At 64.0% G+C, this 24,834-nt stretch carries 25 protein-coding genes; 14 read left to right on the top strand and 11 right to left on the bottom strand.

Annotation, left to right across the window (positions count from 1 at the left end):
• Positions 1-29: 29 nt before the first annotated feature.
• The 3 genes from B0G74_RS24505 to B0G74_RS24515 all read right to left on the bottom strand — a co-directional run bounded on the left by B0G74_RS24505 (position 30) and on the right by B0G74_RS24515 (position 4,535).
• Complete coding sequence (locus tag B0G74_RS24505) at positions 30-1,541, bottom strand: CoA-acylating methylmalonate-semialdehyde dehydrogenase (RefSeq protein ID WP_132377448.1); 1,512 nt, start codon at positions 1,539-1,541, stop codon at positions 30-32.
• 59 nt (positions 1,542-1,600) lie between these two features.
• The gene (locus B0G74_RS24510) at positions 1,601-3,292 is read right to left on the bottom strand and encodes an AMP-binding protein (protein ID WP_132377449.1); all 1,692 of its coding nucleotides are present in this window, start codon (positions 3,290-3,292) and stop codon (positions 1,601-1,603) included.
• Between the two features lie 109 nt (positions 3,293-3,401).
• Positions 3,402-4,535, bottom strand: coding sequence for an acyl-CoA dehydrogenase (locus B0G74_RS24515; RefSeq protein WP_132379340.1), 1,134 nt, complete (start codon positions 4,533-4,535; stop codon positions 3,402-3,404).
• A gap of 270 nt (positions 4,536-4,805) precedes the next feature.
• Here B0G74_RS24515 and B0G74_RS24520 point away from each other — a divergent pair, with 270 nt between their 5' ends.
• The 7 genes from B0G74_RS24520 (at position 4,806) to B0G74_RS24560 (ending at position 11,778) form a co-directional block, all read left to right on the top strand.
• Positions 4,806-5,843, top strand: coding sequence for an AraC family transcriptional regulator (locus B0G74_RS24520; protein ID WP_132377450.1), 1,038 nt, complete (start codon positions 4,806-4,808; stop codon positions 5,841-5,843).
• Positions 5,844-5,927: 84 nt separating this feature from the next.
• Positions 5,928-7,505: a nodulation protein NfeD gene (locus tag B0G74_RS24525; RefSeq protein WP_132377451.1), complete on the top strand. Its 1,578-nt coding sequence runs from the start codon at positions 5,928-5,930 to the stop codon at positions 7,503-7,505.
• Positions 7,502-8,275, top strand: coding sequence for a slipin family protein (locus tag B0G74_RS24530; protein ID WP_132377452.1), 774 nt, complete (start codon positions 7,502-7,504; stop codon positions 8,273-8,275). Before B0G74_RS24525 ends, B0G74_RS24530 begins: the two co-directional genes overlap by 4 nt.
• A 129-nt stretch (positions 8,276-8,404) precedes the next feature.
• A complete protein-coding gene (locus B0G74_RS24535; RefSeq protein ID WP_132377453.1) occupies positions 8,405-8,665 on the top strand; it encodes a DUF4148 domain-containing protein in 261 nt (86 codons plus the stop codon).
• Between the two features lie 494 nt (positions 8,666-9,159).
• Entirely contained in the window at positions 9,160-9,657 is a 498-nt protein-coding gene (locus tag B0G74_RS24550) for a YaiI/YqxD family protein (RefSeq protein WP_132377454.1), read from the top strand.
• Between the two features lie 152 nt (positions 9,658-9,809).
• On the top strand, positions 9,810-11,111 hold the full coding sequence (locus B0G74_RS24555) for an NCS2 family permease (RefSeq protein ID WP_132377455.1): 1,302 nt from the start codon (positions 9,810-9,812) through the stop codon (positions 11,109-11,111).
• Between the two features lie 136 nt (positions 11,112-11,247).
• Entirely contained in the window at positions 11,248-11,778 is a 531-nt protein-coding gene (locus B0G74_RS24560) for a cytochrome b (RefSeq protein ID WP_132377456.1), read from the top strand.
• Between the two features lie 152 nt (positions 11,779-11,930).
• Here the strand turns inward: B0G74_RS24560 and B0G74_RS24565 are convergent, their stop codons facing one another.
• Positions 11,931-12,221: a DUF1488 domain-containing protein gene (locus B0G74_RS24565; RefSeq protein ID WP_132377457.1), complete on the bottom strand. Its 291-nt coding sequence runs from the start codon at positions 12,219-12,221 to the stop codon at positions 11,931-11,933.
• Between the two features lie 403 nt (positions 12,222-12,624).
• On the opposite strand from B0G74_RS24565, the gene B0G74_RS24570 reads away from it, so the two are divergent.
• Together B0G74_RS24570 and B0G74_RS24575 are read left to right on the top strand one after the other, a co-directional pair.
• Positions 12,625-14,616 carry a sigma-54-dependent Fis family transcriptional regulator gene (locus B0G74_RS24570; protein ID WP_132377458.1) on the top strand — a complete coding sequence of 664 codons (1,992 nt, stop codon included), beginning with the start codon at positions 12,625-12,627 and terminating at the stop codon, positions 14,614-14,616.
• Positions 14,617-14,662: 46 nt separating this feature from the next.
• The gene (locus B0G74_RS24575) at positions 14,663-14,974 is read left to right on the top strand and encodes a 2Fe-2S iron-sulfur cluster-binding protein (RefSeq protein ID WP_132377459.1); all 312 of its coding nucleotides are present in this window, start codon (positions 14,663-14,665) and stop codon (positions 14,972-14,974) included.
• 22 nt (positions 14,975-14,996) lie between these two features.
• Here B0G74_RS24575 and B0G74_RS24580 read toward each other — a convergent pair whose 3' ends face one another.
• From B0G74_RS24580 to B0G74_RS24590, 3 genes are read right to left on the bottom strand one after another with little or no spacing between them, the layout of a single operon-like run.
• Entirely contained in the window at positions 14,997-15,191 is a 195-nt protein-coding gene (locus B0G74_RS24580) for a YqaE/Pmp3 family membrane protein (protein WP_028194701.1), read from the bottom strand.
• A 25-nt stretch (positions 15,192-15,216) separates the two neighbouring features.
• Positions 15,217-15,411, bottom strand: a complete 195-nt coding sequence (locus B0G74_RS24585) for a DUF1653 domain-containing protein (protein ID WP_132377460.1) — start codon at positions 15,409-15,411, stop codon at positions 15,217-15,219.
• A gap of 52 nt (positions 15,412-15,463) precedes the next feature.
• Positions 15,464-16,108 carry a PAS domain-containing protein gene (locus B0G74_RS24590; protein WP_095421107.1) on the bottom strand — a complete coding sequence of 215 codons (645 nt, stop codon included), beginning with the start codon at positions 16,106-16,108 and terminating at the stop codon, positions 15,464-15,466.
• 192 nt (positions 16,109-16,300) lie between these two features.
• Here B0G74_RS24590 and B0G74_RS24595 point away from each other — a divergent pair, with 192 nt between their 5' ends.
• From B0G74_RS24595 to infA, 3 genes are all read left to right on the top strand, one after another.
• Positions 16,301-16,519 carry a hypothetical protein gene (locus B0G74_RS24595; RefSeq protein WP_132377461.1) on the top strand — a complete coding sequence of 73 codons (219 nt, stop codon included), beginning with the start codon at positions 16,301-16,303 and terminating at the stop codon, positions 16,517-16,519.
• 584 nt (positions 16,520-17,103) lie between these two features.
• Positions 17,104-17,385: a hypothetical protein gene (locus tag B0G74_RS24600; protein ID WP_035557986.1), complete on the top strand. Its 282-nt coding sequence runs from the start codon at positions 17,104-17,106 to the stop codon at positions 17,383-17,385.
• Between the two features lie 131 nt (positions 17,386-17,516).
• Positions 17,517-17,789: a translation initiation factor IF-1 gene (gene infA / locus B0G74_RS24605; protein WP_012427521.1), complete on the top strand. Its 273-nt coding sequence runs from the start codon at positions 17,517-17,519 to the stop codon at positions 17,787-17,789.
• Positions 17,790-18,024: 235 nt separating this feature from the next.
• On the opposite strand, the gene B0G74_RS24610 is transcribed toward infA, so the two are convergent.
• From B0G74_RS24610 to B0G74_RS24625, 4 genes are all read right to left on the bottom strand, one after another.
• Positions 18,025-18,768, bottom strand: a complete 744-nt coding sequence (locus B0G74_RS24610; protein WP_243658297.1) for a GntR family transcriptional regulator — start codon at positions 18,766-18,768, stop codon at positions 18,025-18,027.
• 329 nt (positions 18,769-19,097) lie between these two features.
• The gene (locus tag B0G74_RS24615; protein WP_132377462.1) at positions 19,098-20,117 is read right to left on the bottom strand and encodes an alcohol dehydrogenase; all 1,020 of its coding nucleotides are present in this window, start codon (positions 20,115-20,117) and stop codon (positions 19,098-19,100) included.
• A 329-nt stretch (positions 20,118-20,446) separates the two neighbouring features.
• Positions 20,447-20,809, bottom strand: a complete 363-nt coding sequence (locus B0G74_RS24620; RefSeq protein ID WP_132377463.1) for a translation initiation factor Sui1 — start codon at positions 20,807-20,809, stop codon at positions 20,447-20,449.
• Between the two features lie 232 nt (positions 20,810-21,041).
• A complete protein-coding gene (locus B0G74_RS24625; RefSeq protein ID WP_132377464.1) occupies positions 21,042-22,559 on the bottom strand; it encodes a CoA-acylating methylmalonate-semialdehyde dehydrogenase in 1,518 nt (505 codons plus the stop codon).
• A gap of 276 nt (positions 22,560-22,835) precedes the next feature.
• On the opposite strand from B0G74_RS24625, the gene B0G74_RS24630 reads away from it, so the two are divergent.
• Both B0G74_RS24630 and B0G74_RS24635 read left to right on the top strand, forming a co-directional pair.
• Positions 22,836-24,080 carry a cyanate transporter gene (locus tag B0G74_RS24630; RefSeq protein WP_243658298.1) on the top strand — a complete coding sequence of 415 codons (1,245 nt, stop codon included), beginning with the start codon at positions 22,836-22,838 and terminating at the stop codon, positions 24,078-24,080.
• Positions 24,081-24,258: 178 nt separating this feature from the next.
• Positions 24,259-24,834 (top strand): ANTAR domain-containing protein, encoded by a 576-nt coding sequence (locus tag B0G74_RS24635; protein WP_132377466.1) that lies wholly within the window; start codon positions 24,259-24,261, stop codon positions 24,832-24,834.

Below are 24,834 nucleotides of genomic sequence, written 5' to 3' on the forward strand. Positions count from 1 at the left end.
CGTCTCCAGTCTTCAGAAGCCGCGTGGACTCAGCGCAGGCTGATGGTCGTATTGACGCCGTCGTTGACGGTGTCGTCGTCGAACCAGCGGGCGGTGACGGTCTTGGTCTGCGTGTAGAACTGCACGACCTGTTTGCCATACGGGCCGAGATCGCCGAGTTTCGAGCCGCGCGAACCGGTGAAGCTGAAGAATGGCACCGGCACCGGAATCGGAATGTTGATGCCGACCTGACCGATATCGATCTCGCTCTGGAATTTGCGTGCCGCCGCGCCGCTCTGCGTGAAGAGGCCCACGCCGTTGCCGAACGGATTGCGGTTGACCAGCGCGATCGCGTCATCGAGCGTTGCCGCGTTCAGCACCACCAGCACCGGCCCGAAAATTTCCTGACGGTAGATTTCCATTTCAGTGGTGACGTCGCTAAAGACCGTCGGGCCGATGAAGTTGCCTTGCTCGTAGCCCGGCACTTTTACGCCGCGACCGTCGAGCGCGAGCGTGGCGCCTTCCTTCACGCCGGTTTCGATCAGGCCGAGAATGCGCTGCTTTGCCGCGCGCGAAACCACCGGGCCGATGTCCGTGTTCGGTTCGTTACCCGCGTTGACTTTCAGCGTCTTGGCCTTGGCGACCAGGTCCGGCAACCATTGCTGCGCCGCGCCCACCAGCACGACCACCGAGGTCGCCATGCAGCGCTGTCCCGCTGCACCGAATCCTGCGCCGGCCAGCGCGTTCAGCGTCTGCTCGCGGTTCGCATCGGGCAGCACCACGGCGTGGTTTTTCGCGCCCATCATCGATTGCACGCGCTTGCCGTGCTCGCTGCCGAGGCGGTACACGTGCGTGCCGACCGCCGTCGAGCCGACGAACGAAATCGCCTTAACCAGTTCGTGCGTGCAGAGCGCGTCGACCACCTCCTTGCCGCCGTGCACCACGTTCAGCACGCCCTTCGGCACACCGGCTTCGAGCGCGAGTTCGACCAGTTGCATGGTCGAGAGCGGGTCCTGCTCGGAAGGCTTCAACACGAACGTATTGCCGCATACGATCGCCATCGGGAACATCCACAGCGGGATCATCGCCGGGAAGTTGAACGGCGTGATGCCGGCGCACACGCCGATCGGTTGCCGCAGCGTGTACGTGTCCACGCCGCCCGCCACGTTCTCCGCGAATTCGCCCTGCTGCAAGGTGCCGATCGAGCATGCATGCTCGACCACTTCGAGGCCGCGGAAGATATCGCCTTCGGCATCGGGAATCGTCTTGCCCTGTTCCGCGCTCAAGGTCTTCGCGATACGCGGCATATGCTCGCGAATCAGCGCCTGGTACTTCAGCATGATGCGCATGCGCGCACCGATCGGCGTGTCCTTCCAGGTCTTGAACGCGGCGTGGGCGGAACGGATGGCTTCGTTCACCTCATCGGCGGTGGCGAACGGGACGCGCGCCAGCACCTCCTGCGTGGCGGGATTGACGATGTCGCGCCATTCGCTGGTCTTCGATTCGACGAACTCGCCGTTGATCAGCAACTTGACGGTGGCAACGGCAGCAATTGCGCTCATGCTGAAACTCCTCTGCAGTGGCCGCGAGGCGGCCGGACAGTGACTGGGGACAAATAAAATCAACGCACATCCGGGAAATCTTCTTCCCAATACTCATCAGGCAGGCGCGCGGGCTCGGCCTCGCGCTCCATTTCGCGGCGCCGCAATTCGACGCGGCGAATCTTGCCGGAAATGGTCTTGGGCAACTCGCTGAATTGCAGGCGGCGAATCCGCTTGTACGGCGCGAGCTTTTCGCGCGAGAACGCGAACACGGCGCGCGCGAGTTCGGGGCCGGCTTCGTAACCCTGGCGCACGGTGACGAACGCCTTGGGCACCGACAGACGCAGAGCGTCGGCGCTCGGCACCACGGCGGCCTCGCCGATCGCCTCGTGTTCGATCAGTACGCTTTCGAGCTCGAACGGACTCAGGCGGTAATCGGACGATTTGAAGACGTCGTCGGCGCGGCCGACATAGACGTAGTAGCCGTCGTCACGGCGCAGCGCGACGTCGGACGTGCGATAGAAACCGTTGCGCATGGCCTGTGCCGTAGCCTTGGCGTTGTTCGCGTAACCGGTCATCAAACCGAGCGGCCGTTCGGCCAGCGGCAGCGCGATTTCGCCTTCGGTGACGGGCTGGTCGTCGGCATCGATGAGCTCGATGATGTAGCCCGGCAGCGGGCGCCCCATCGAACCGGGCACGACCGGTTGGCCCGGCGAGTTGCCGATCTGACAGGTGGTCTCGGTCTGGCCGAAACCGTCGCGTATCGTGATGCCCCACGCGTGTTTCACGCGCTCGATGACCTCGGGATTCAACGGCTCGCCGGCGCCGACGATTTCGCGCAGCTTGACCGGGTAGTCGGTGAGATGCTCCTGCACCAGCATGCGCCAGACGGTCGGCGGCGCGCACAGCGTGGTGATGTTGAAACGCACCAGCGCGTTCAGCGTGTCTTTCGGCACGAAGCGCGGGAAGTTGAAAACGAACACGCAGGCCTGCGCATTCCACGGCGCGAAGAAGCAGCTCCACGCGTGCTTGGCCCAGCCCGGCGAGCTGATATTCCAATGGATGTCGTTCGGTTGCAGACCGATCCAGTACATCGTCGACAGATGGCCGACCGGATAGCTTTGATGCGTGTGTTCGACGAGCTTGGGCTTCGAGGTCGTGCCCGAGGTGAAATACAACAGCATCGGATCGGTGGCCCGCGTGACGCCCTCGGGCGTGAATTGCGGCGATGCGTCATAGGCCGCGGCGAGATCGATCCAGCCCTCGCGTGGCGTGCCCACCGACAGGCGCGTGAGCGGCGCTTCGAGCGCATCGAATTTGGCCAGCTCCGCGCTATCGACCACCGCGAAATTCGCACCACCGATCTGCACGCGGTCGCGCACGTCGTCGGCGGAAAGCTGGGTGGTGGCGGGCAGCACGATCGCGCCGAGCTTCATGGCCGCGAGCATCACGTCCCACAGTTCGACGCGGTTCGGCAACATCAGCAGCAGACGGTCGCCGCGGCCCACGCCCATGCCGCGCAGGAAATTCGCCATGCGCGCCGAGCGCTCCGACATCTGCGCGTAGGACAGGCGCAGGCCGTCGCTGGCGGGATCGTCGACGATCCACAGAGCGGGATTGTCGTTATTGCGCGCGATTACGTCGAAATAGTCGAGCGCCCAGTTGAACTCGCCTAGTGCCGGCCACGCGAATTCGCGGTACGCGCGGTCGTAGTCGGTTCGATGGCGCAATAACAGGTCGCGCGCGTCGAAAAAGGCCTTCGCTGCAGTCATCGTCGTCTCCTGGTGGCGCGGTATGCGCTCCGCTTTTTTTGTCCCGCGTTGCACTGCTTTCTACTCGGCGGGCAAGCTATTTTGCACTCAAAACCAGCCTCACTTCTATTTACACGTGCCGCGCGATCAGCATGCGCTGCACTTCGCTGGTCCCTTCGTAAATCTGCGTGATGCGCGCGTCGCGGTAATGGCGCTCCACCGCGTAGTCTTCGAGATACCCATAGCCGCCGTGAATCTGGATCGCGTTCGAGCAGATTTCCTCGGCCAGTTCCGACGCGAACAGCTTGGCCTGCGAAGCCTCCGACAAACACGGCTTGCCCGCCGTGCGCAGCCGCGCCGCGTGATGCACGAGCAGGCGCGCGGCGTTCAGGCGCGTGGCCATGTCGGCGAGCATGTTGGCGATAGTCTGATGCTCCTTCAACGCCTTGCCGAACTGGATGCGTTCGTTTGCGTAGAGACGCGCGGCATCGAACGCGGCCCGCGCGATGCCGACCGCCTGCGCGGCAATGCCGATTCGGCCGCCTTCGAGATTCGACAGCGCGATGCGCAAGCCTTCGCCCGGCTCGCCGAGCAGATTGGCTTCCGGCACGGCGCAGTCGTCGAGCGAAATCGGACAGGTGTCGGAGGCGCGAATGCCGAGCTTGTGTTCCGGCTTGCCGACGTTGAAACCCGGCGTATCGGTCGGCACGATGAAGGCCGACAGACCACGCTTGCCGCGCTCGGGATCGGTGACGGCGAAGACGATCGCAAGGTCGGCGCGCGAGCCGTTGGTCACGAACTGCTTGCTGCCATTGAGAATCCACTTGCCGTCGCGCAGCACGGCGCGCGTGCGCAGATTGTTCGCCTCCGAGCCGGCCTGCGGCTCGGTCAGACAGAACGCGCCGATGCGCCGGCCGGTCGCGAGGTCCTGCAAATAGCGGTCTTTTTGTGCTTCCGTGCCGAAGTTGAGAAGCGGCCCGCAGCCGACCGAGTTGTGCACGCTCATCAGCGTGGCACACGCGGCGCAGCCCGCGGCGATCTCTTCGAGCGCGAGCGCATAGGCCACGTAGTCCGTGTAGGAGCCGCCCCACTCCGCCGGCACGATCATGCCGAGAAAACCAAGGTCGCCCATCTGCTTGACGACCTCGGCAGGCAGTTGCGCGTCGCGGTCCCATTGACCCGCATGCGGGGCGAGCCGCTCGGTGGCGAAGTCGCGAGCGGCGTCGCGGATCATCCGTTGTTCGTCGGTGTAGAAGCTGTCCATGGCGCTCGGTCCTGTGCTGTGCGTGTGATCGCGGCTCATGTCGCGCCTCGTGGCGGCGTCGCCCAAGGCAGGCTGTGCGCGATCGGTTGAGGCCCAGTGTAGGCAAGCCGCCGGACAGGTTCGATGCTCAGCCCGATCATTCTGACTGAGCGCATTTGCCATGCTGGTACGATATGAGGCCGCATATATCCACGATTTCAGGCACTTGGCGAATCTCCACAAGGAAAACGCTGAGCGCTTTTGCCAGATTCTCCGTAAAACCGGACACGCATGAAGAACGATAAAGGGACGATTTCCGTCAGCATGGTCGACGAAGCGCTCGCGCTGGCGCGCTCGCGCGGCCTCGACGCGCTGCCGCTTGCCGAAGCCGCCGGCATCGCGGCGCCGATGCTGGCGTCGCAGAAAAGCCGGGTGTCGTCGGCGCAATACGGCGCGCTGTGGGCGGCGATTGCGCGCGCGATGGACGACGAATTCTTCGGCCAGGATTCGCATCGCATGAAAAGCGGCAGCTTCATCGCCATGACGCAGACGGCGCTCACCGCGCGCAATGGCGCCCAGGCGCTGGCGCGCGCGGTCGGTTTCATGCGTCTGGTGCTGGACGATCTCGGCGTGCGGGTCGAAACGGACGCGCAGCGCGTGCGCCTGCGCTTCGTGGAAAACGCCGGCGCGCCGCCGCCGGCCATGTTCGCCTACGCGACCTACTTCATCCTCGTGTACGGGCTGTTGTGCTGGCTGGTTGGGCGGCGCATTCCGTTGCTCGAGGCGCGCTTTCGCTGCACCGAGCCGCCCGCCGCGCACGAGTACCGGCTGATGTTCTGCGATCAGATGAGCTTCGATCAGGCCGAGTCATACGTGGACCTGGCGCCGGCGTTTCTCGACCTGCCCGTGATTCAGACGACCAAATCGGTCAAGCCCTTCCTGCGCGATGCGCCCGGCAGCTTCATCGTCAAGTACCGCAATCCCGGCTCGCTCGCGGCGCGCGTGCGCAAGATGCTGCGCGCCATGCCGATGGCCGGCTGGCCCGCCGCCGATCAGATGGCCGATCGCCTGCACGTCGCCGAGGCCACCATGCGGCGGCGTTTGAAACAGGAAGGCTATACGTACCAGTCGATCAAGGACGACCTGCGGCGCGACATCGCGATCGGCGAACTGCAGGACACCGACCGCACCATCGCCGACATCGCGACCTCGGTTGGCTTTGCCGAACCGAGCGCGTTTCATCGCGCGTTTCGCAAGTGGACCGGCATGCGGCCGACCGATTATCGGCCGGCGCGCGCGGATTTCACGCGCCGGGCGGAATCGGACTAAGCTGTAAGGAGCAGGCCAGCCTTCTTTTGGGGTATCGGCCCGCGCCGGTCGATACGCCCTGACCGCGCGCGGCAGCCGTCAGCGATGAGCACGTATCCACGTCTCCCGTTCCGGCAGTCTGGCTCGCGCATGTCGCTTATCCGTGGCGATGTCGTGGGCCGGTTGATGCGCGGCATGACCGTGCTCGGCGTGCTTTTGACGTTTGGATTCGCGTCATGCGAATTGAATGTCGCTAATGTCCCACTTCGCGCCGCCGTCGCCCCCAACAGCGTCGTCGTCATTCCCGTGAACGGGGCGATCAGTCCGGCCAGCGCCGACTTCATCGTGCGCAGTCTGCAGCATGCCGCTGACGATCGCGCGCAGCTCGCCGTGCTGCAACTCGATACGCCGGGCGGGCTCGATACGTCGATGCGGCAGATCATCAAGGCGATTCTCGCCTCGCCCGTGCCGGTCGCCACGTTCATTGCCCCGAGTGGCGCGCGTGCGGCGAGCGCCGGCACGTATATCGTCTATGCGAGCCACATCGCGGCGATGGCCCCGGGCACCAACCTCGGCGCGGCGACGCCGATCCAGATGGGCATTGGCGGCGCTGAGCCGCCGGGGGGCGGCGGAACGCCGGGCTTGCCCGGCATTGGCGGTGGCAGCGGGGGTGGCGGCGGCGGGTCGGCAAAACCCGCGGCGTCCGCGCCCACCGGCTCCGCCAGCGCCCTGCCGCTCGACACCCAATCGACCGAACTGCGCAAGCAGGTCCACGATGCCGCCGCCTATATTCGCGGCCTCGCCCAGATGCGCGGGCGCAACACCGACTGGGCCGAGCGTGCGGTCCGCGAAGCCGTGAGCCTGTCGGCGGCGGACGCGCTCGCACAGCACGTCGTCGATCTGAATGCGCGCGATGTGCCCGACCTGCTGCGCCAACTGGACGGCCGGGCGATCGTCACGAGCGCGGGCAACGTCAAGCTCAATACGGCCAACGCCCCGATCGTCACGCTCGAAGCCGACTGGCGCAGCCATTTCCTCGCCGTGATCACCGATCCCAACGTCGCGCTGATCCTGCTGATGATCGGCATGTACGGCCTGTTCTTCGAATTCGCCAATCCGGGCTTCGTGCTGCCCGGCGTGGTCGGCGCGATCAGCCTGCTGCTCGGCCTCTTCGCCATGCAGATGATGCCGATCAACTACGTCGGCCTCGGTCTGATCTTTCTCGGCATAGCGTTCCTGATCGGCGAGGCGTTTCTGCCGACCTTCGGCTCGCTCGGCTTCGGCGGCGTGGTCGCGTTCGTGATCGGCGCGCTGATGCTGATCGATACCGACGTGCCCGGCTACGGCATCCCTCTGCCGATGATCGCCGCCGTGGCCGTGTTCAGTGTGGTGTTCGTGCTGGGCGTATCGCGACTCGCGCTGCACGCGCGGCGGCGTCCGGTGGTGACGGGTTCGGAAGCGCTGATCGGCAGCGTCGGCGTGGTGCTCGACGGCGGCCTGTCGCCGGCGGACCTCACCGCGGATGGCGCGCTGGGCGGTTGGGCACAAGTGCATGGGGAACGCTGGCGGGTGTCCAGCACGGCCCCGGTTGCGGCGGGCCATGCGGTGCGCGTTACGGCGCGGCGCGGCCTGACGTTGACCGTGGTGCCCGCGGAAGCACGACAACAAGGAGAAAGCTCATGATCGGTTTCACATTCGGCTTCAGCAGCATTCTGATTCTGCTGGTGGCCGCGCTGATTGCCTCATCGATACGGATTTTTCGGGAGTACGAACGCGGCGTCGTGTTCATGCTCGGGCGCTTCTGGAAGGTCAAGGGACCGGGCCTCGTGCTGATCATTCCGATCGTGCAGCAGGCCGTGCGCATGGATCTGCGCACCGTCGTGTTCGACGTGCCGCCGCAAGACGTGATCACGCGAGACAACGTCTCGGTGAAGGTCAACGCGGTGGTGTATTTCCGCGTGGTCGATCCGGAGAAAGCGGTGATCCAGGTGGCGCGTTACTTTGAAGCGACCAGCCAGTTATCGCAAACGACCTTGCGCGCGGTGCTCGGCAAACACGAACTCGACGAACTGCTGGCGGATCGCGAGCAATTGAACGCCGATATCCAGAAAGTGCTGGACGCGCAGACCGACGCATGGGGCATCAAGGTATCGATCGTGGAAATCAAGCACGTGGATATCAACGAAACGATGATCCGCGCGATTGCCCGTCAAGCCGAAGCCGAGCGCGAGCGGCGCGCCAAGGTGATTCACGCGGAGGGCGAATTGCAGGCCTCGCAGCACCTGCTGGAAGCGGCGCAGACGCTCTCGCGCCAGCCCCAGGCGATGCAGTTGCGCTACCTGCAAACGCTCACGACGATTGCCGCCGACAAGAATTCGACGATTGTTTTCCCGCTGCCGATCGACCTGCTGAGCGCCGTGTTGGACCGCTTCAGCAAACCGTCGCCGCCCTGAGTCGCAGGATCATTCAGCCCGGTTTGATTCGCTGGGCGAAATGGTGCATTGCCTTCAATCGCCTTACTCGAAATGCATATGAAAACTAGAATACCGCTGTCGTTTTTAACCGCTCCATAGGAGCTCGTCATGAAAATCGTTTCTCGAGTTGGACTCGGCGCGCTGTTGGCCGCCGTGAGCATGAGCACCGCGTTTGCGCAGACTTCGGCGCGGCCCTACGATCCGTCGGCGCCGAAAACGCGTGCCCAGGTGAAGGCCGATCTGGCCGACTGGCGTGCCGCCGGCTACGATCCGCTCGACTGGATCGACTACCCGGAAAATGCGCAACGCGCCGGCCGTATCGTCGCGCAACGGCGGGCACAGGGATCGGGTGGAACGATGGCGCAGTAAGCGCCAGTTGCCGCGTGGCATGCGGGGCTGCCTGCGACTGCAACGGTCGCGGGCGCTGTTAGCCCCACATGCCTTTCCCGCTTTCCACTTTCCACTTTCCACTTTCCACTTTCCACTTTCCACTTTCCGCTTTCCGCTTTCCACTTTCCACTTTCCACTTTCCGCTTTCCACTTTCCACTTTCCACTTTCCACTTTCCACTTTCCACTTTCCACTTTCCGCTTTCCACTTTCCACTTTCCACTTTCCGCTTTCCGCTTTCCCGCTTCCCTGCTTCCCCGCTTCCCCGCTTCCCCGCTTCCCCGCTTCCCCGCTTCCCCGCTTCCCCGCTTCCCCGCTTCCCGCTTCCCGCTTCCCCGCTTCCCCGCTTCCCCGCTTCCCCGCTTCCCCGCTTCCCCGCTTCCCCCCAACATCGTAAATTCGCTTGCCGCGCCGCCCCGCGCGCTGGCAAGGTATCATCTCGCCCCTTCGACAACCCGCCGCCGGAATCCGAACCATGTCAATCTGGGTTGACGCCGACGCCTGTCCGGTCGTGATCAAGGACATGCTGTACCGTGCCGCGCGCCGCACCGGCATGACGCTGACGCTGGTCGCCAATTCGTTTCTGCGCGTGCCGCCGTCGCCGTTGATCCGCGCGATCCAGGTGCCGGCCGGCTTCGACGCCGCCGACGACCTCATCGCCGAACGTGTCGCCGCCGGCGATCTCGTGATCACCGCCGACATCCCGCTCGCCGCCGCCGTGCTCGCTAAAAACGCCCAGGCGCTCGATCCGCGCGGCAACTGGTACACGCCCGGCGCGATCGAAGAACGGCTGCGCATGCGGTCGATGCTCGACCAGTTGCGCAGCAGCGGCGTCGATACCGGCGGCCCTTCGGCCTTCAGCCAACGCGACAGTAAGAGCTTCGCGGGCGAACTGGATCGCTGGCTGGCGCGCCAACGGCCGCAGCCTGATGCATCGGCGCCACAATCTCCCGACGAACCGCCCGCCGAATGAGCGTTTACACAGCCGCTCAGCCGCACAATGCGGCACACCGCCGCCAATCCTGACTACAATCCGCCCGTGGCCCCGCGCCCTAGCCCGGCGACGCGGCGCCTTCACCGTCCCAACCACAAGAAACGCTTTCTGAACGACGAGAGACCCGCCTCATGGACTCCATAAAACGCTACTTCGGCTTCGAAGCCGCCGGCACCAACCTGCGCACCGAAGTGCTCGCCGGACTGACCACCTTCCTGACGATGGCCTACATCATCTTCGTCAACCCGGCGATTCTCGGCGACGCCGGCATGCCGAAGGACGCGGTGTTCGTTGCGACCTGCATCGTGGCCGCGCTCGCGTCATTGATCATGGGTCTCTACGCGAACTATCCGATCGCGCTCGCGCCGGGCATGGGGCTGAACGCATACTTCGCGTACACCGTCGTGAAAGGCATGGGCTTCACCTGGCAGGCCGCGCTCGGCGCGGTGTTCATTTCCGGCTGCCTGTTCCTGATCGTCACGCTGTTTCGCGTGCGTGAGGTGATCGTCAACGGCATTCCGCATTCGATACGCATTGCCATCACCGGCGGTATCGGCCTCTTTCTCGCGATCATTTCGCTGAAGTCGGCCGGCGTGGTGGTCGGCAGTCCGGCCACGCTCGTGACGCTCGGCGATCTGCACAACCCGCACGTGATTCTCGCGGTGATCGGCTTCTTCGCGATCGTGACGCTGGATCATCTGCGGGTGCGCGGCTCGATCCTGATCGGGATTGTCGGCGTGACGGTGTTGAGCTTTTTCTTCGGCGGCAATCAGTTCCACGGCATCGTCTCCGCGCCGCCGTCCATTTCGCCGACGCTGTTCCAGCTCGACATTCGCGGCGCGCTGTCGGGCGGCGTGCTGAACGTGATCCTCGTGTTCTTCCTCGTCGAGCTGTTCGATGCGACCGGCACGCTGATGGGCGTGGCCAATCGCGCCGGGCTGCTGGTGGAAGGCAAGATGCACCGCCTTAACCGCGCACTGCTTGCGGACAGCACTGCGATCCTGGCCGGCTCGATGCTGGGCACTTCGTCGACCACCGCGTACATCGAAAGCGCGTCGGGCGTGCAAGCCGGCGGACGTACGGGCGTGACGGCCATCACCGTGGCCGTGCTGTTCCTCGCGGCGCTCTTTTTCGCGCCGCTGGCGAGTGTGGTGCCCGGCTATGCGACGGCGCCGGCGTTGCTGTACGTGTCGTGCCTGATGCTGCGCGAAATGCTCGACCTGCCGTGGGACGACGCCACCGAAGTCGTGCCGGCCGCGCTCACCGCGCTGCTGATGCCCTTCACCTATTCGATCGCCAATGGCGTCGCGTTCGGCTTCATCTCGTATGCGGGCCTGAAGCTGTTGACCGGCCAGGCGCGCAAGGTGAAGCTGGTGGTATGGATCATCGCGGCGATTTTCCTGTTCCGCTATTTCTATCTCGGCAGCGAGTAGGCGCGGCGCGGACGCTCGTCGGCCAAACCCGGGTCTGGATCAACGACGGTTTTATTCGCGGTGCCCATTCCGGTCGGGCACCGTTTATCATCTGACGATTAATAAAACGATCGACCTGGACACGGGAGTCCCCTACATGTCTTACAGCCGCACCTCGGACCGCTATACGGCGCCCGCCATTTTCTTTCACTGGGCCATGTTTCTGCTGATCGCGCTGGCTTATCTGGCGATCGAGATTCGCGGGCCCAAGGGCAGCGACAGCCGCGCGTTCTGGAGCAGCGTGCATTTCTGGTGCGGCACGCTGGTGCTGGGGCTGGCCTGTTTGCGTCTGCTCTGGCGACTGTGGGCCGGCGCGCCCGCCGAAGTCGACAGCAACCGGCTGCTCGCCTTTCTGGCGCGGGCCGCGCATCTCGCCTTGTACATTTTCATCTTCGTCCAGCCGCTGCTCGGCATCCTGATGATCAACACCGGCGGACATCCGGTCACGCTGGCGTGGGTCAACGTCGATTACACGCTGGTCGGCGCCGATCCCGTCGCGCGGCCATTGCTCAAGACCGTGCATGAGTGGCTCGGCAATGCGTTCTACTGGGTGATCGGCTTGCACGCGCTGGCCGCAATCGCGCATCACGTGGTGTTGAAAGATCGGACGCTGCGGCGGATGATTTGAGCGCACTCGCGCGCAAGTTGCGACGCCGGCGGCACGGCTGGCCGCGGACGGTCTGAATGATCGATGCCGCGCGTGGGTTTCCTCGCCTTCTGCTTCTTGCGCGGCTTTCCTGCTTGCGGCGTTGACCGACAGGACGTCGGAAACGCCTTCAGTCAATTACGCCAATTGGCTTCGTAGAAGCGCACATAGCCGCTTCTCAGCACGAGACATTGCGCTCTCGTTTCCGATATCAGGCGTCGCGTGGCCGCTTCGATCCTGGCGCGGTGCGCGTCGAACGCGCCGACCATGTCTTCCAGACGCGGCGATGCGGCGCCGTAGTGGTCTTCCAGTGCCTCCGCCGTGATCATGCATTCCACCCTCTGCCCATCGACCATCGCCGGGAACGCCAAGGTGAGTTCGCGACCTGAATATTCAGGAGTTTCATTCGGGAATAGGATCTGCATGGGTGTTCACCTGGAAGGTAGGTGCTGCGCATGGTGTAGCCTGGTAGTGCGCAAGCCGGTTGCGTCTGATCGCGTCGCTAGCCCACAACCTCCTTGTCCAATGCTGACGACGCGGGCTCGTCACCTGATTGCGGCGGCGGAATAGTTCGCGGCCCGCGGAGGTGATTTGATTCACTTTAGACGAGTTCGGCCACGGCGCAAGTTTTCCTTTTTGTTTGCCTGATTTTGGTGCCCCGCGCGTTTTTTTGAGGCATGCGGCGCCGCATGGCCTCCGTTTTTTCCCTGCCGTGCGCCGCGCGATTCGTCCTGTAATATCGGTGTTCGGCCGTGGGCGCGCATGTTGCGCTGCGGCATCGAGCGGAGGGCAACGTACCCGCCGTGTCCGTTTCACCGGAGACATGCCTTGACCCAACGTTCCGCCACGCCGCCCACTGTGGGTCGGCCCGATGTCATCGCGCAAGCTCACGCCCGCTCGCTCGAAATCGGCCTGCGCGCGTCGGAGACGCCTGACTTTCATCCGCTGCCCCGGCCTGCGCTGCGTGAGCTCGTCGATCGCAATCAATCGCTGTTCACGCATGCGCTTCCCGTCATGGAGACGCTGCATGCGCAGATCGTCGATACGCAAAGCATGGTGCTGCTCACCGACAATCACGGCGTGATCCTGCACAGTCTCGGCGACAGCGACTTCGTCGAAAAGGCCAATCGCGTCGCGCTGTGTACGGGCGTGTCGTGGGCCGAAGCGGATCGCGGCACCAATGCGATCGGCACCGCGCTCGTCGATGGCCAGCCGACCGTCGTGCACGCGGGCGAACACTTCCTGCACGCCAACCGGATTCTCACGTGCTCGTGCGCGCCGATTGCCGATCCGTTCGGGCGCACTATCGGCGCGCTCGACGTGAGCGGCGACACGCGCGGCTTTCATAAGCACACGCTCGCGCTGGTGAGGATGTCGGCGCAGATGATCGAAAATCATCTGTTCTCCAATCAATTCGTCGACGCGATTCGCGTGCACTTTCACGCGCGCGCGGAATTCATCGGCACCCTGTTCGAAGGGCTCGCGGCGTTCGCGCCGGACGGCACGTTTCTGTCGGCCAATCGCAGCGCGCTGTTTCAATTCGGGCAGCCGCTCGCCGAGCTGCAACGGCAACCGTTCGATGCGCTGTTCGGCGTGGCCTTCGCGAGGCTGTTGCAGCAGATCGCGCGCGCACCCGGCGAGAGCATTCTGTTGACGCTGCCGAGCGGCGTGCGCGTGGTGGCGCGCGGCGAATATACGCTGCCACGCTACGTCGGGCCGACGGAAAGCCTCGCCGGCACTTCGCGCGCGCCATTGTCCGGCGAGGCGCGTCATGCGCCGCGCTGCATCGATCCCACGCCGCTAGCCACGCTGGAAACGCTCGACACCGGCGACGCGCAAATCGCCGCGATTCTGCGGCGTGTCGCCAAACTGCGGGGCCGCGATATTCCGATCCTCGTGCTCGGCAAGACCGGCACCGGCAAGGAGTGGCTGGCGCGCGCCATCCATCACGATTCGCCGCGCCGGGCCGCGCCGTTTATCGCCCTGAATTGCGCGTCGTTGCCGGATACGCTGATCGAGGCGGAGTTGTTCGGCTACGAAGACGGCGCGTTCACCGGCGCGAAGAAACGCGGCAGCATCGGCAAGATCGTGCAGGCCGACGGCGGCACTCTGTTCCTCGATGAAATCGGCGACATGCCGCTCGCCCAGCAAGTGCGTCTGATGCGCGTGCTGCAGGAGCGCAACGTCGTGCCGCTCGGCGGAACCCGGGCGATTCCGGTGGATTTGCGCATCGTCTGCGCGACCCACCGCAACCTGCGCGCGATGATCGAAGCCGGCACGTTCCGCGAAGACCTGTACTACCGGATCAATGGACTCGTCCTGACCTTGCCGACGCTGCGCGAGCGCACGGATCTTCGTGTGCTCGTCACGCGCATACTGGAATTGCAAGCCGACGGCGAACGGCTGCCGCGGCGCGTCTCCGCCGAAGTACTCGAACGATTCGCGCAATGCCGCTGGCCGGGCAATCTGCGGCAACTGGCCAACGTGTTGCGCACCGCGAGCATCATGGCCGAAGGCGCGGAACAGATCGAACTCGACGATTTGCCCGAGGATTTTTTGCAGGATTGCGTCGACATCGCGGCTGAGCCACGCGTGCAATCACTGGCAGCGCTTGCGGGCTCAGAATCCTGCGATGAGGTCCGCGCCGCGGCGCAAGCACAGGGGCGGCCGCCGTCCAGCAAGATGGAGGCATGGCAGGCCACGCTGATCGCGCAAACGCTCGAACGGCTCGACGGCAATGTGTCGGCGGCGGCACGCGAGCTGGGATTGGCGCGCAATACGGTGTACCGCTATTTGCGACGCAACGGCACGACTCATTGAAGATGCAACGTGTAAAGTGTGGCGCAATCCGTCACAGATTCACACGATGTCCGACTCTACCCGCCCGCCTCTCGTTCGCGTCGAGCCGCTCGGCCACACCTTCGAAGCGCCCGATTCGCTCACGATTCTCGAAGCCGCCGGCTTTGCGAATCTGCGCTTGCCGCGCTCGTGCCGAAATGGGACGTGCCGCACGTGTCTGTGCAAAATGACTGCGGGACGCGTGCGCTACACGATCGAATGGCCCGGGCTCAGCCGGGAAGAAAAACAGGAAGGCTATATTCTGCCGTGCGTAGCGATTGCGGAATCCGATGTGGTGATCGAAGCGCCGGATGCGGTCGAATTGCCGCCGCTCAAGTGAAGCGCGGCGCGCATCGCCGGCCTTAACGCCCGTTACCCATCGCCCGGGCGATTTTCTTGTCGGTGTTGTACTGGCTCAGCGCGTACACCGACCAGATCGCGGCCGGAATCCAGCCGATCAGCGTGATCTGCAGGATCAGGCAGATGATGCCCGCGAACGGGCGGCCGATCGTGAAGAACTGGAACCACGGCAGAATGATGGCAAGCAATAGCCGCATGCAGATTTCCCTTTGTTGATAATGGCTAGTTGATCGGTGCGAAGCGCGGCACCTTGGCGCCGTCGACTTCGACCAGTTCGAAAAATACCGAGGCTGGACGCGTCCAGATCGTACCATCGCTGGCTTTGTAGACGATCATCGTGACCGTCGGATCCGGCTCGAGCGTGGCCTCGCAAACCAGTTCGTAAATCCCGCCTTTGTAGTGCCGGTAACGCACCATGCTTATCCTCCCTGAATTGACCAATCCCGGCGATTCAGCGACGGTTGAACCGTCAGCCGCCCTCTTTCATCTGCTTCAGAATCTTGTAGACGGTGGCGCGTCCCATCGTCAGCACGGCGGCCACGTAGTTCGCGGAACTGCGGCCGCGAAACGCGCCTTGTGCGTGCAGCGCCTCGACGATTTCCCGCTTGTGTTCGCGCGTGAGCGCATTGATGCCGATCTGGCGTTCGCGCAGCCACGTATGCAGGTATGTGTTGATGCGGTCCTGCCAGTCGTCGCGGAACAGTTCCTCCGCGGGCGCGTCCGTCAAATTGCCGCCCTTGATGAACAGATCGAGCGTGGAGCGCACATCTTCGAACACCGCGATATTGAAGTTGATGCACAGCATGCCGGCCGGCTTGCCGTCGTCGTCGAACAGGATGTTGCTCACGCAACGCATGCGCCGGCCGTCCCAGTTGAGCTTCTCGTACGGTCCGATGGTCTGGCCGCGCGCCGCGTAATGGACTTCGTCCAGCACCGACGGTCCGCCGACTTCGAGCTTCGACAGGTTGTTCACGAGGTACGCGATGGTCTGATCGCGCAGGTCGTGAATCACCACTTCGGCGCACGGATAGAAAAGCGCCGCGATGCCGTCGGCGATGGGAGCGTAGCGCTCGAGCAGCAGGTCTTTCACAGGAGACACGTTTGGGTTGCGCATGGGGTCGCAGTGTTCGAAGGATGCGGCAACTCGCCATTGTAGCCACCCGGCCCGGCCACGGCGACCGTGGCGCCAGCCACGCCGTCAAAAAAAGCAAACGCTGACGCCCTTCGTCACGCGGCGATTTTTGTCCGCTTGGCGAGCCATTTTTTTTCGTGCGATAAAAGACCCATCTATTTGACGGAGCAACAGATGGCCACGCTTGAAGCGTTTCGCGCCGTGCTCGATGACGAAGGCACGCCGGAAATCATCCGCAATCACATCATCGATTCGCTGCAATACACGCTGCGCAATCACGGACAGATCTTCACGTCGAAGGAAGTCGAATGGCTGGCCGGCTGGGACGACGCCCGCATTCCGCTGGCGGCGTCGCGCGAGTTGCAAAAGCGCGTGAGCGAAACTTCCCGCTGAAACGCGAGTCTGTTGATCGTCCAGCGCCCACGCCGTCACGGCGCAACCCCTCACCCGGCGTGCCGCTCATGCCCCGGCACGCCGTTCGCGACGATCGCGTCGCTCGCAAAGCCCCGCCGGCCGGGCGGTTTGTCCCTGCGTGGAACTTTTTGCTATCCAATTAGCCCTATTTAGTGCATCATATTGGAATAGCTGTATCCCGCATTCGCCGCATTCGCATTACCAGGCAACAACCGGCTTGATCAGGCAACACCGGGCAGTCTAAAACCGGCGTCTGCGCACCACCCCCGACTGTTCGACCGCCTGTCGGCGATCCCGTCACCCCGGCAATGCGTCGCATGCATTCGCCGTCGCGAGTTGTGCAGCTGAGTGTTCAGCTTTACGCGCCCGATGTCCGCGCGACATCAGCGTGTTTCTTCTCCATCGAATCCGCGATTTTGCGCGGCCGCGCTCAAGCCCTTGCGATCGGGCCTGTGCCAACCTTTTTCCATGGCGGCGCGCCCCAAGGTGCTGCGCTGCCCGGCCTGTCGTGCCGCGCGTAACACGCGTGACACGCCGGCCACGTATTACAGGACACGTGCTTCATGAATTCAGTTGTCAAGACGTACAAGGGTTATGAAATTCACCCGCTCGTCTATCCGCGCCGCCCGGCGGACGGTCAGACGAGCCGCAATCCGGACGCCGGCTACGACGCGTCGGTGCGCATCTGCCGCGTGGGCGCCAATCCGGCCGCCGACGGGCGTGTGTTCCGTCTGCAGTACCTGTTTCCGTTCGACGGCACGGGCAAGGCGCGCATTGCGTGCATGGCCCACGCCGAGCAATTGATCGACGGCCGTGTAGACGGCCAGTCCGTCGCCGATCTTTGAGCGGTACTATCAGCGCATAGGCTGATGCCGCAGGACGGCGGGCTCGAAAAGCCCGCTTTTGCCCCCATCTGATGTTGTGCTGCCCGGCGTGGGCGACCAACACCCCTTATCCCATCGACCAGGAGTTATGCATGGCGAAAGAAGAACTGCTTGAACTTGACGGTATCGTCGACGAAGTACTTCCGGACAGCCGTTACCGCGTGACGCTCGACAACGGCGTCGTGGTTGGCGCTTACGCGTCCGGACGCATGCGCAAGAACCACATCCGTATTCTCGCGGGCGACCGCGTGACGCTGGAACTGTCGGTCTACGATCTGACCAAAGGCCGGATCAATTTCCGTCACAAAGACGAGCGCGCCACCGGTGGCGGCGGTGCTCGCAACACGCAATTCCGTCGCCGTTAAGGCTGGCGGCACGCTGACCGCGCCGCGCACGGTCCTGGCGTGATCCATTGCGATTAAGTTGTACGCGAAGCCATTCGCGCGCCTTCTCCGGCTTGACTCGTTGACTCGAGCCTGAGCGGCGCGCTGCGGCATCGCTTCGTTGCAGCCTGGTTTTGCCCGATTCGGTTTAGCGCCTGGCCCTTTCTGTTGCCAGCGTGCGTTTCGAACGCCTTCCTCGCTTCCTGCATACACGCGCTTAAAGCCCGAACACCGTCCCGAGATCCTCGCCAACGGCGCTTTTGCGCACCTGCTCGACTACCCGCTCCTCCAATTCCGCCAGGTGCTCGCGCATAGCCGACAGTGCCACGTCGAGATCGCCCGCATCGAGGGCGTCGATGATTTGCGTGTGTTCGTCCGCGGAGCAGGTCGAACCCTTCGACGGGTCGAACAGCGCTTTGTACAGTTCCGTCTTGGCGACCAGTTGCCCGACCAGCCCGAACAACTCCGTGCCGCCCGCCAACTCCGTCAGCAGCACGTGGAACTGGCCGGCAAGACGCACGGACTCTTCGACGGCGCCCGCGCTCAACGCCTTCTCTTCGCTGCGCACATGCGCGCGCAAGCGCCGCTTGTGCTGCGCGCTCAACGCCCCGCACAAAGCCGCGACGATGCCCGCCTCGACGATCTGCCGCGCGCGATACACCTGGCGAATGTCCTCTTCCGACGGCGACGGCACGAACGCACCGCGATTCGCCTCCAGCACGAGCTTGCCCTCGAAGCCCAGCCGCGCCAGCACCTTGCGCAGCGCGCCGCGCGTGCAGCCGAACGCGGCAGCAAGATCGCGTTCGACGAGTTGCGCGCCCGGCCGCAGGCGCCCCTGCAACAACGCGGCGGTAATGGACGCGTAAATACGCTCTTCGACGCTGATCGAATCGTCGTCGCGTGCAACTCGAATGGGCGTTTCCGTGTCGGCAGACGACGGACGCCGGGGACGTGGAGCCATGAATTATGTAATCGGGAATGGAGAGATATCGGCTGGCATTCTAGCGGCGGCGGGCAGCCTGCGCCATCATCCACGGTTCGGGCGAGCAGATGCCCGTGTCGTGCTTGCGTTGAATCTTCTCCGCGCGAAGACGGTCGATGGACATCGCGAGTTTTCAACGTGAACGCCGAAGAGCCGCGGCGATGCTGCTGCGGCGGCACTTCGTGGTTTAAGTTGAAGAGATGCAGGCTTCCGGCTTTGCGGCAGACGTTCTACACGACGTGGGATCGTAGGGGCGTCGACCGTGCCGATGTGAAGACGCCTCAAACACGGCCGAAAGTCGCGCGCTTCTATTGTCCCGTGTTGAGCACAACCCTGAACCGTGCGGCGCCGCTCATCATCCGGTCGTAGGCCTCGGCAGCTTTCGTTAGCGGGAATTCTTCGATCATCGGTTTGATGCCCGATAGCGCGCTGAAGGCGAGCGTGTCCTGAGAATCCGCCGACGTGCCCGACGGCCAGCCTTGCACCGAATTTCGCCCCATGATGAACTGCGCGATCGGCACCTCGACGGGCTCTTCGGAGAGTCCGACCATGATCAGCTTGCCGTTCAATCCGAGACCGCCCACTACGGCGCTCATCGCTTTACCGCTGGTGACCGTGGCAAGAATCACGCGAGCGCCGCCCAAAGCCTGCAACGCCTCTGCGACGTTCACCGCCGTGCTGTCGATGTAGTGATGGGCGCCAAGCTCTTTCGCCAGACTGGCCTTGTCCTGCCCACGCGCGATGGCTACCGTGACAAATCCCATCTTTCGCGCGAACTGCACGCCGAGATGGCCAAGTCCGCCAATGCCCAGAACGGCGACCACGTCCCCGGCACGCGCGCCGCTGTTGCGCAGCGCGTTGAATGTCGTGATGCCCGCGCACAGAAGAGGGGCGGCATCGACATCGGAAAGATCATCCGGAATGCGCGCCAGTGCTTCGACCGGGGCCACCATGAACTCGGCATAGCCGCCGTCGTAGCTGATGCCGGGTACGAGTGCGCGCTGACACAGAACAAAATCGCCTCGACGGCAATGCTCGCACCGTCCGCAATGTCCGCCGTGCCAGCCGACGCCGACTCGCTGCCCCGCCTGCCATCCTTCAACGCCCGCGCCGACCTTGTCGATGACGCCTGCGATCTCGTGCCCGGGCACCCGCGGATATTCCAGGCCCGGCCACTGCCCTTCTTTCGTCAACGCGTCACTGTGGCAGATACCGCACGCCTGGATCTTGATGAGCACCTGTCCGGCACCGGGTTCCGGCACGTCCCGTTCAACGACCTCCAGGGGTCCGCCGGCCTTTGCCACCTGCACTGCCTTCATCGTCCGCATCGCTTTCCTCCTTGTGAAAGAGACGAACGCGAGTCGACCGAACCCGGTTCGCAAATTTGCCGCCGACGTCACCCTCCGGTCGAGCGCTCAGCTTACGCCATATTTTCGGCGGCGCGCCACGGCCTTGCCAATCTGGCGATGAGCGTTGACTCTGTTTCGCACGGGTCTTGCAAGCGGGATCATGGTGGCCGATGGAGCATGAGGCATGGCGTATGGTCACCGTTGGAGAAAGCCGCTTTCCAGGTCCGCGAACCGCGTCGAGTTCCAGGCTGTGGCCGTGGGGACGAGCATTCGACCGGATCACCGAGCGCGTCATGGAAGCGATGACCTCAGCCCCCGGCCCTCTTCGCGCTGTGGCCATACTTTTTTAGCGCCTCGATAACTCGCTCGCAATGGTCACCCTGCACTTCGATCACGCCATCCTTGACCGTTCCACCAGAACCGCAGGCCGTGCGCAACTGCTTGCCTAGCAACGCCAAGGCAAGAGGATCGAGCGCCAGCCCTTTAACGAGCGTCACGCTTTTCCCGCCCCGGCCCTTGGTCTCGCGACTCACTCGCACCACACCATCACCTACCGCTCGTGCCTTGGCGAGCGTCTTGCAGACACATTGCGCGAGCACCTGGCTGCATTCGGGACACATCCGTCCGCCATCGGTGGAATAAACAAGGCCGCCTTTTGAACTACTCTTCATGATTGGCTTACTCAAAGACACTTAAGTCGGAAATCACGACGAGTTTAGCAGGGGCTCCTGTACCGCCTCTCAATGTTTAACGCGCCGCAGCTCGCCACGCGGCGACGATTTCTCGTGTCCTGCCTTCTCCCGGAATCTCTACGGTGATTACACCGATGCAGTAGAGATAGCCGCGAATTCACTGATAGCCGTCCTTGCCACCCGCTTCAATGACAAGCGCGCCCGGTTCGGTTTACTGGGCCACGGGCATCGCGAATTCCGCACCTTTGGCGATGCTGTCGGGCCAGCGCTGCATGACGCTCTTGTAGTGCGTGTAAAAGCGCACGGCTTCCTCGCCGTACGCGTGATGATCGCCGAACAACGATCGCTTCCAGCCCCCGAACGAATGCCACGCCGGCGGCACCGGACTCGGCACGTTGATGCCCACCATGCCGATGTGAATCTGCCGGGAGAATGCGCGCGCCGCGCCGCCATCGGAAGTAAAGAGCGATACGCAGTTTCCCAGTTCGTGCGCATTGACGAGTGCTATCGCACTCGCGAGATCCGGCACGCGGACAACCGACAGGACCGGCCCGAAAATCTCTTCCCGATAGATGCTCATCTCAGGCCTCACGTCGTCAAAGAGCGAACCGCCGAGAAAGAAACCCTCTTCGTGGCCGGGCACGCGATGGCCGCGGCCATCGACGACGAGCCTGGCACCTGCCGCGACGCCCGCATTGATATAGCCCAGCACCTTGGCGCGATGCGCGGCGCTGATGAGCGGCCCCATGTCCAGATCGGGCTCCATGCCGCCGCCGATCCTGAGCGAGCGCACGCGCGGCGCGAGACGCTCGATCAGCTCGTCGCCGATACGCCCCACCGCCACCGCGACCGAGGTCGCCATGCAGCGCTCGCCGGCCGAGCCATACGACGACGCGATCAGCGCATCGACCGCCTGATCGAGATCGGCGTCGGGCATGACGACCAGATGGTTTTTCGCACTGCCCAACGCCTGCACGCGCTTGCCGCGCTTTGCACTTTCGCTGTAGATGTATTCAGCGACCGGAGTCGAGCCGACGACCGATATCGCGGCCACATCGGGGTGCTCGATCAGCGCATCGACGACCGACTTGTCGCCATGCACGACATTGAACACGCCTTTGGGAAAGCCCGCCTCGATGAACAGCTCGGCGAGCCGGATCGATGCCGACGGCGTGCGCTCCGAGGGCTTGAGCACGAACGTGTTGCCGCACGCGGCTGCCATCACGAACATCCAGCACGGCACTACCATCGGGAAATTGAACGGCGTGACGCCCGCGGCCACGCCGAGCGGCTGACGTAGATTCCAGTTGTCGATGCCGCCGCTGATCTGATCGGTGAAATCGGTCTTGAGCAGGTTCGGAATGCCACACGCGAATTCGACGATTTCGATACCGCGCACCACCTCGCCCTTCGCGTCCGAAAACAGCTTGCCGTGGTCGCGCGTAATGAGTTCGGCGAGTTCGTCCGAATGCGCCTCGAGCAGTTCCTTGAACTTGAACATCAAACGGGCGCGCTTGAGCGGCGCCGTTTCGCTCCAGGCCGGGAATGCGGCTTTCGCGGCGGCGACGGCGGCGGCGACTTCAGCTGCGTTTGCGACCGGCACGCGGGCCGCCACCCGGCCTTGCGCCGGATCGAATACGTCGTTGAACCGCCCGCTCGCGCCAGCGGCGCGTCGGCCGTCGATGAAATGACTCAGCTCGCGCACAGCGCCTTGATTTGCTTCGCTCATGTGTACTCCTATGGCGGGATGCGGGCGCTGCGCGCGCCACGCCTCCTCATGTCTTCGAACATGGGTCGTTCGGCTTCACTGTCGATCGGGCCGACGGCTCCGATAGAGGCCAATGTAGGCGCATTGATTCGGATTTCGAACACCCGCGTCCGACAAACAGTCTTGCGCAGCAGGAACAAATCGAAAAATGGTTAACCATTTTTTGTTATTATGGTTGACCAAAACCGAGCCTTCGCACGGTTTTTCACACCGCTCATCCCTCGCCACAGGACCATTGTGAATTCGCCTTCCAGCGCCAGCCCGCCCCGTACTCCCGCTCACCACGCCGCCACGGCGCTGAAGTGGCGGGACGTCGTGTGGCTGGCTGCGATCGTCGCGATCGGCATCAATCTGCGCCCGCTGCTCACGTCGATCAGCCCTTTGATGACGACGATCCGCGACGCAACCGGCCTCAGTTTCTACGGCGCGTCGTTGCTGACCAGCCTGCCGGTCGTCGCGATGGGCATCGGCGCATTCGGCGCGGGCGCGCTGACCCGCACGATCGGCGAAACACGCGGTGTCGTGCTCGGCTTGCTAGCGATCGCGCTGGCCTGCGCGGCACGGTGGACGGCGTCGAGCGGCACGGCACTGCTCGCCACCGCGTTGCTCGCGGGCGTGGGCGTCGCGGCGATCCAGGCGCTGCTGCCCGCCGTGATGAAGCAGCGCTTTCATGCGCGCGTGCCGCTTGCGATGGGCGTGTTCTCAGCGTCCATCATGGGCGGCGGCGGGTTGGGCGCGAGTTTGAGTCCGTGGGTGAGCCGCGCGACGCAGTCGTGGCATGCGGGGCTCGCGGTGTGGGCGATTCCGGCTTGCGTCGCGCTGGTCTGCTGGTGGGCATTGAACCGGCAGGCTTCTGCCAGCGGCGCCACGGCGAAGGTTGCTCCCGTCAACGGCGTTACCCTTTCGCTTTGGCGCACGCGGCGCGCGTGGACGCTCGGGCTCTACTTCGGCATCGTCAACGGCGGCTATACGAGTCTCGTTGCATGGTTGCCGGCGTTTTATCAGCAGCGGGGCGTGAGCGTCGCGGCAAGCGGTTCGCTGCTGGCGGGCATGACGGTGTTCCAGGCCACCGCCGCCCTATTGCTGCCGCTCGCCGCGGCGTCGTTCCGGGATCGGCGGCCGTGGCTCACGCTCGGCCTCGCGGCGCAACTGTTCGGATTGCTTGGCTTGATCGTCTGGCCCGACGCGGCGCCCTTGCTATGGGTCGGCGTGGCAGGCGCGGGACTCGGCGGCACTTTTTCGTTGACGCTCGTGACCGCCATGGATCATTCGGCCGACCATCGCGTAGCCGGCAAGCTCGTCGCGTTCACCCAAGGCGTCGGCTTCATCGTGGCGGCTATCGCACCGATCGTGGCCGGCCTCGTGCGCGGCTGGAGCGGAAGCTTCGGTGTCGCGTGGATCATGCTGGCCGGCTGCGTCGTCGCAATGATCGCGGTGAGTTTTCTGTTCTCGCCCCGCAGTTATAGCGAATGGCGTCGATGAAGTAAGCGGCGCAGCCGTGCGCCGCTTCGGTGCATCGGCCTTGCGTGCCCCGCGCAGGTGCAGCCGCGGCGGCCCATGCAGCCGCCAAGTCCGTGATTGCTTTCGCTTCACCTTCGGGCGTATCGCCTGGCATAGCCGTTGCTTAATACGAGGCTAGCCGTCGATAAAGCCCCACTCCATGCTGCGCGTTCTCCTCGTAACCGACACCGATAAGCCCATCGGCGACCTTCGCGACGCCCTTGCCCGCCTCGGCTACGAGATGCTGGCAGGCACCGCCACGCCGCAAGCGCTGCATCGCGTGGTGCAGTGCGAGCGGCCGGATGTCATCATCATCGATACGGAATCGCCGTCGCGCGATACGCTCGAACAACTCGCCGTGATGAACGCCACCGCGCCGCGTCCGGTGCTGATGTTCAGCCACGACGCCAACCAGCAGTTGATTCGCGACGCCGTCGGCGCGGGCGTCACGGCCTATCTCGTCGAAGGTCTCGCGACCGAGCGCCTCGCGCCGATCCTCGAAGTCGCGCTCGCGCGTTTCGCGCAGGAATCGCAGTTGCGCGAACGTCTCGCGCAAGTCGAGAACGAACTCGCCGAGCGCAAGCTGATCGATCGCGCCAAGCGCATCCTGATGGATCAGCAGAAAATCACCGAACACGCCGCCTACGCCAACCTGCGCAAACGCGCGATGAACCAGGGCGTCAAACTCGCCGAGGTCGCGCGCGCCATCATCGCGGCGGCTGACTCGCTCAAATGA

Origin of the sequence: Paraburkholderia sp. BL9I2N2 (genome assembly GCF_004339745.1) — a bacterium.
In the GTDB taxonomy this organism is placed as follows: Bacteria; Pseudomonadota; Gammaproteobacteria; order Burkholderiales; family Burkholderiaceae; genus Paraburkholderia.

What these genes read in the sequence shown, in the direction of transcription:
- B0G74_RS24505 (WP_132377448.1), bottom strand. Translation starts at nt 1,541, where the DNA reads ATGAGCGCAATTGCTGCCGTTGCCACCGTCAAGTTGCTGATCAACGGC.
- B0G74_RS24510 (WP_132377449.1), bottom strand. Translation starts at nt 3,292, where the DNA reads ATGACTGCAGCGAAGGCCTTTTTCGACGCGCGCGACCTGTTATTGCGC.
- B0G74_RS24515 (WP_132379340.1), bottom strand. Translation starts at nt 4,535, where the DNA reads ATGGACAGCTTCTACACCGACGAACAACGGATGATCCGCGACGCCGCT.
- B0G74_RS24520 (WP_132377450.1), top strand. Translation starts at nt 4,806, where the DNA reads ATGAAGAACGATAAAGGGACGATTTCCGTCAGCATGGTCGACGAAGCG.
- B0G74_RS24525 (WP_132377451.1), top strand. Translation starts at nt 5,928, where the DNA reads ATGAGCACGTATCCACGTCTCCCGTTCCGGCAGTCTGGCTCGCGCATG.
- B0G74_RS24530 (WP_132377452.1), top strand. Translation starts at nt 7,502, where the DNA reads ATGATCGGTTTCACATTCGGCTTCAGCAGCATTCTGATTCTGCTGGTG.
- B0G74_RS24535 (WP_132377453.1), top strand. Translation starts at nt 8,405, where the DNA reads ATGAAAATCGTTTCTCGAGTTGGACTCGGCGCGCTGTTGGCCGCCGTG.
- B0G74_RS24550 (WP_132377454.1), top strand. Translation starts at nt 9,160, where the DNA reads ATGTCAATCTGGGTTGACGCCGACGCCTGTCCGGTCGTGATCAAGGAC.
- B0G74_RS24555 (WP_132377455.1), top strand. Translation starts at nt 9,810, where the DNA reads ATGGACTCCATAAAACGCTACTTCGGCTTCGAAGCCGCCGGCACCAAC.
- B0G74_RS24560 (WP_132377456.1), top strand. Translation starts at nt 11,248, where the DNA reads ATGTCTTACAGCCGCACCTCGGACCGCTATACGGCGCCCGCCATTTTC.
- B0G74_RS24565 (WP_132377457.1), bottom strand. Translation starts at nt 12,221, where the DNA reads ATGCAGATCCTATTCCCGAATGAAACTCCTGAATATTCAGGTCGCGAA.
- B0G74_RS24575 (WP_132377459.1), top strand. Translation starts at nt 14,663, where the DNA reads ATGTCCGACTCTACCCGCCCGCCTCTCGTTCGCGTCGAGCCGCTCGGC.
- B0G74_RS24580 (WP_028194701.1), bottom strand. Translation starts at nt 15,191, where the DNA reads ATGCGGCTATTGCTTGCCATCATTCTGCCGTGGTTCCAGTTCTTCACG.
- B0G74_RS24585 (WP_132377460.1), bottom strand. Translation starts at nt 15,411, where the DNA reads ATGGTGCGTTACCGGCACTACAAAGGCGGGATTTACGAACTGGTTTGC.
- B0G74_RS24590 (WP_095421107.1), bottom strand. Translation starts at nt 16,108, where the DNA reads ATGCGCAACCCAAACGTGTCTCCTGTGAAAGACCTGCTGCTCGAGCGC.
- B0G74_RS24595 (WP_132377461.1), top strand. Translation starts at nt 16,301, where the DNA reads ATGGCCACGCTTGAAGCGTTTCGCGCCGTGCTCGATGACGAAGGCACG.
- B0G74_RS24600 (WP_035557986.1), top strand. Translation starts at nt 17,104, where the DNA reads ATGAATTCAGTTGTCAAGACGTACAAGGGTTATGAAATTCACCCGCTC.
- infA (WP_012427521.1), top strand. Translation starts at nt 17,517, where the DNA reads ATGGCGAAAGAAGAACTGCTTGAACTTGACGGTATCGTCGACGAAGTA.
- B0G74_RS24610 (WP_243658297.1), bottom strand. Translation starts at nt 18,768, where the DNA reads ATGGCTCCACGTCCCCGGCGTCCGTCGTCTGCCGACACGGAAACGCCC.
- B0G74_RS24615 (WP_132377462.1), bottom strand. Translation starts at nt 20,117, where the DNA reads ATGCGGACGATGAAGGCAGTGCAGGTGGCAAAGGCCGGCGGACCCCTG.
- B0G74_RS24620 (WP_132377463.1), bottom strand. Translation starts at nt 20,809, where the DNA reads ATGAAGAGTAGTTCAAAAGGCGGCCTTGTTTATTCCACCGATGGCGGA.
- B0G74_RS24625 (WP_132377464.1), bottom strand. Translation starts at nt 22,559, where the DNA reads ATGAGCGAAGCAAATCAAGGCGCTGTGCGCGAGCTGAGTCATTTCATC.
- B0G74_RS24635 (WP_132377466.1), top strand. Translation starts at nt 24,259, where the DNA reads ATGCTGCGCGTTCTCCTCGTAACCGACACCGATAAGCCCATCGGCGAC.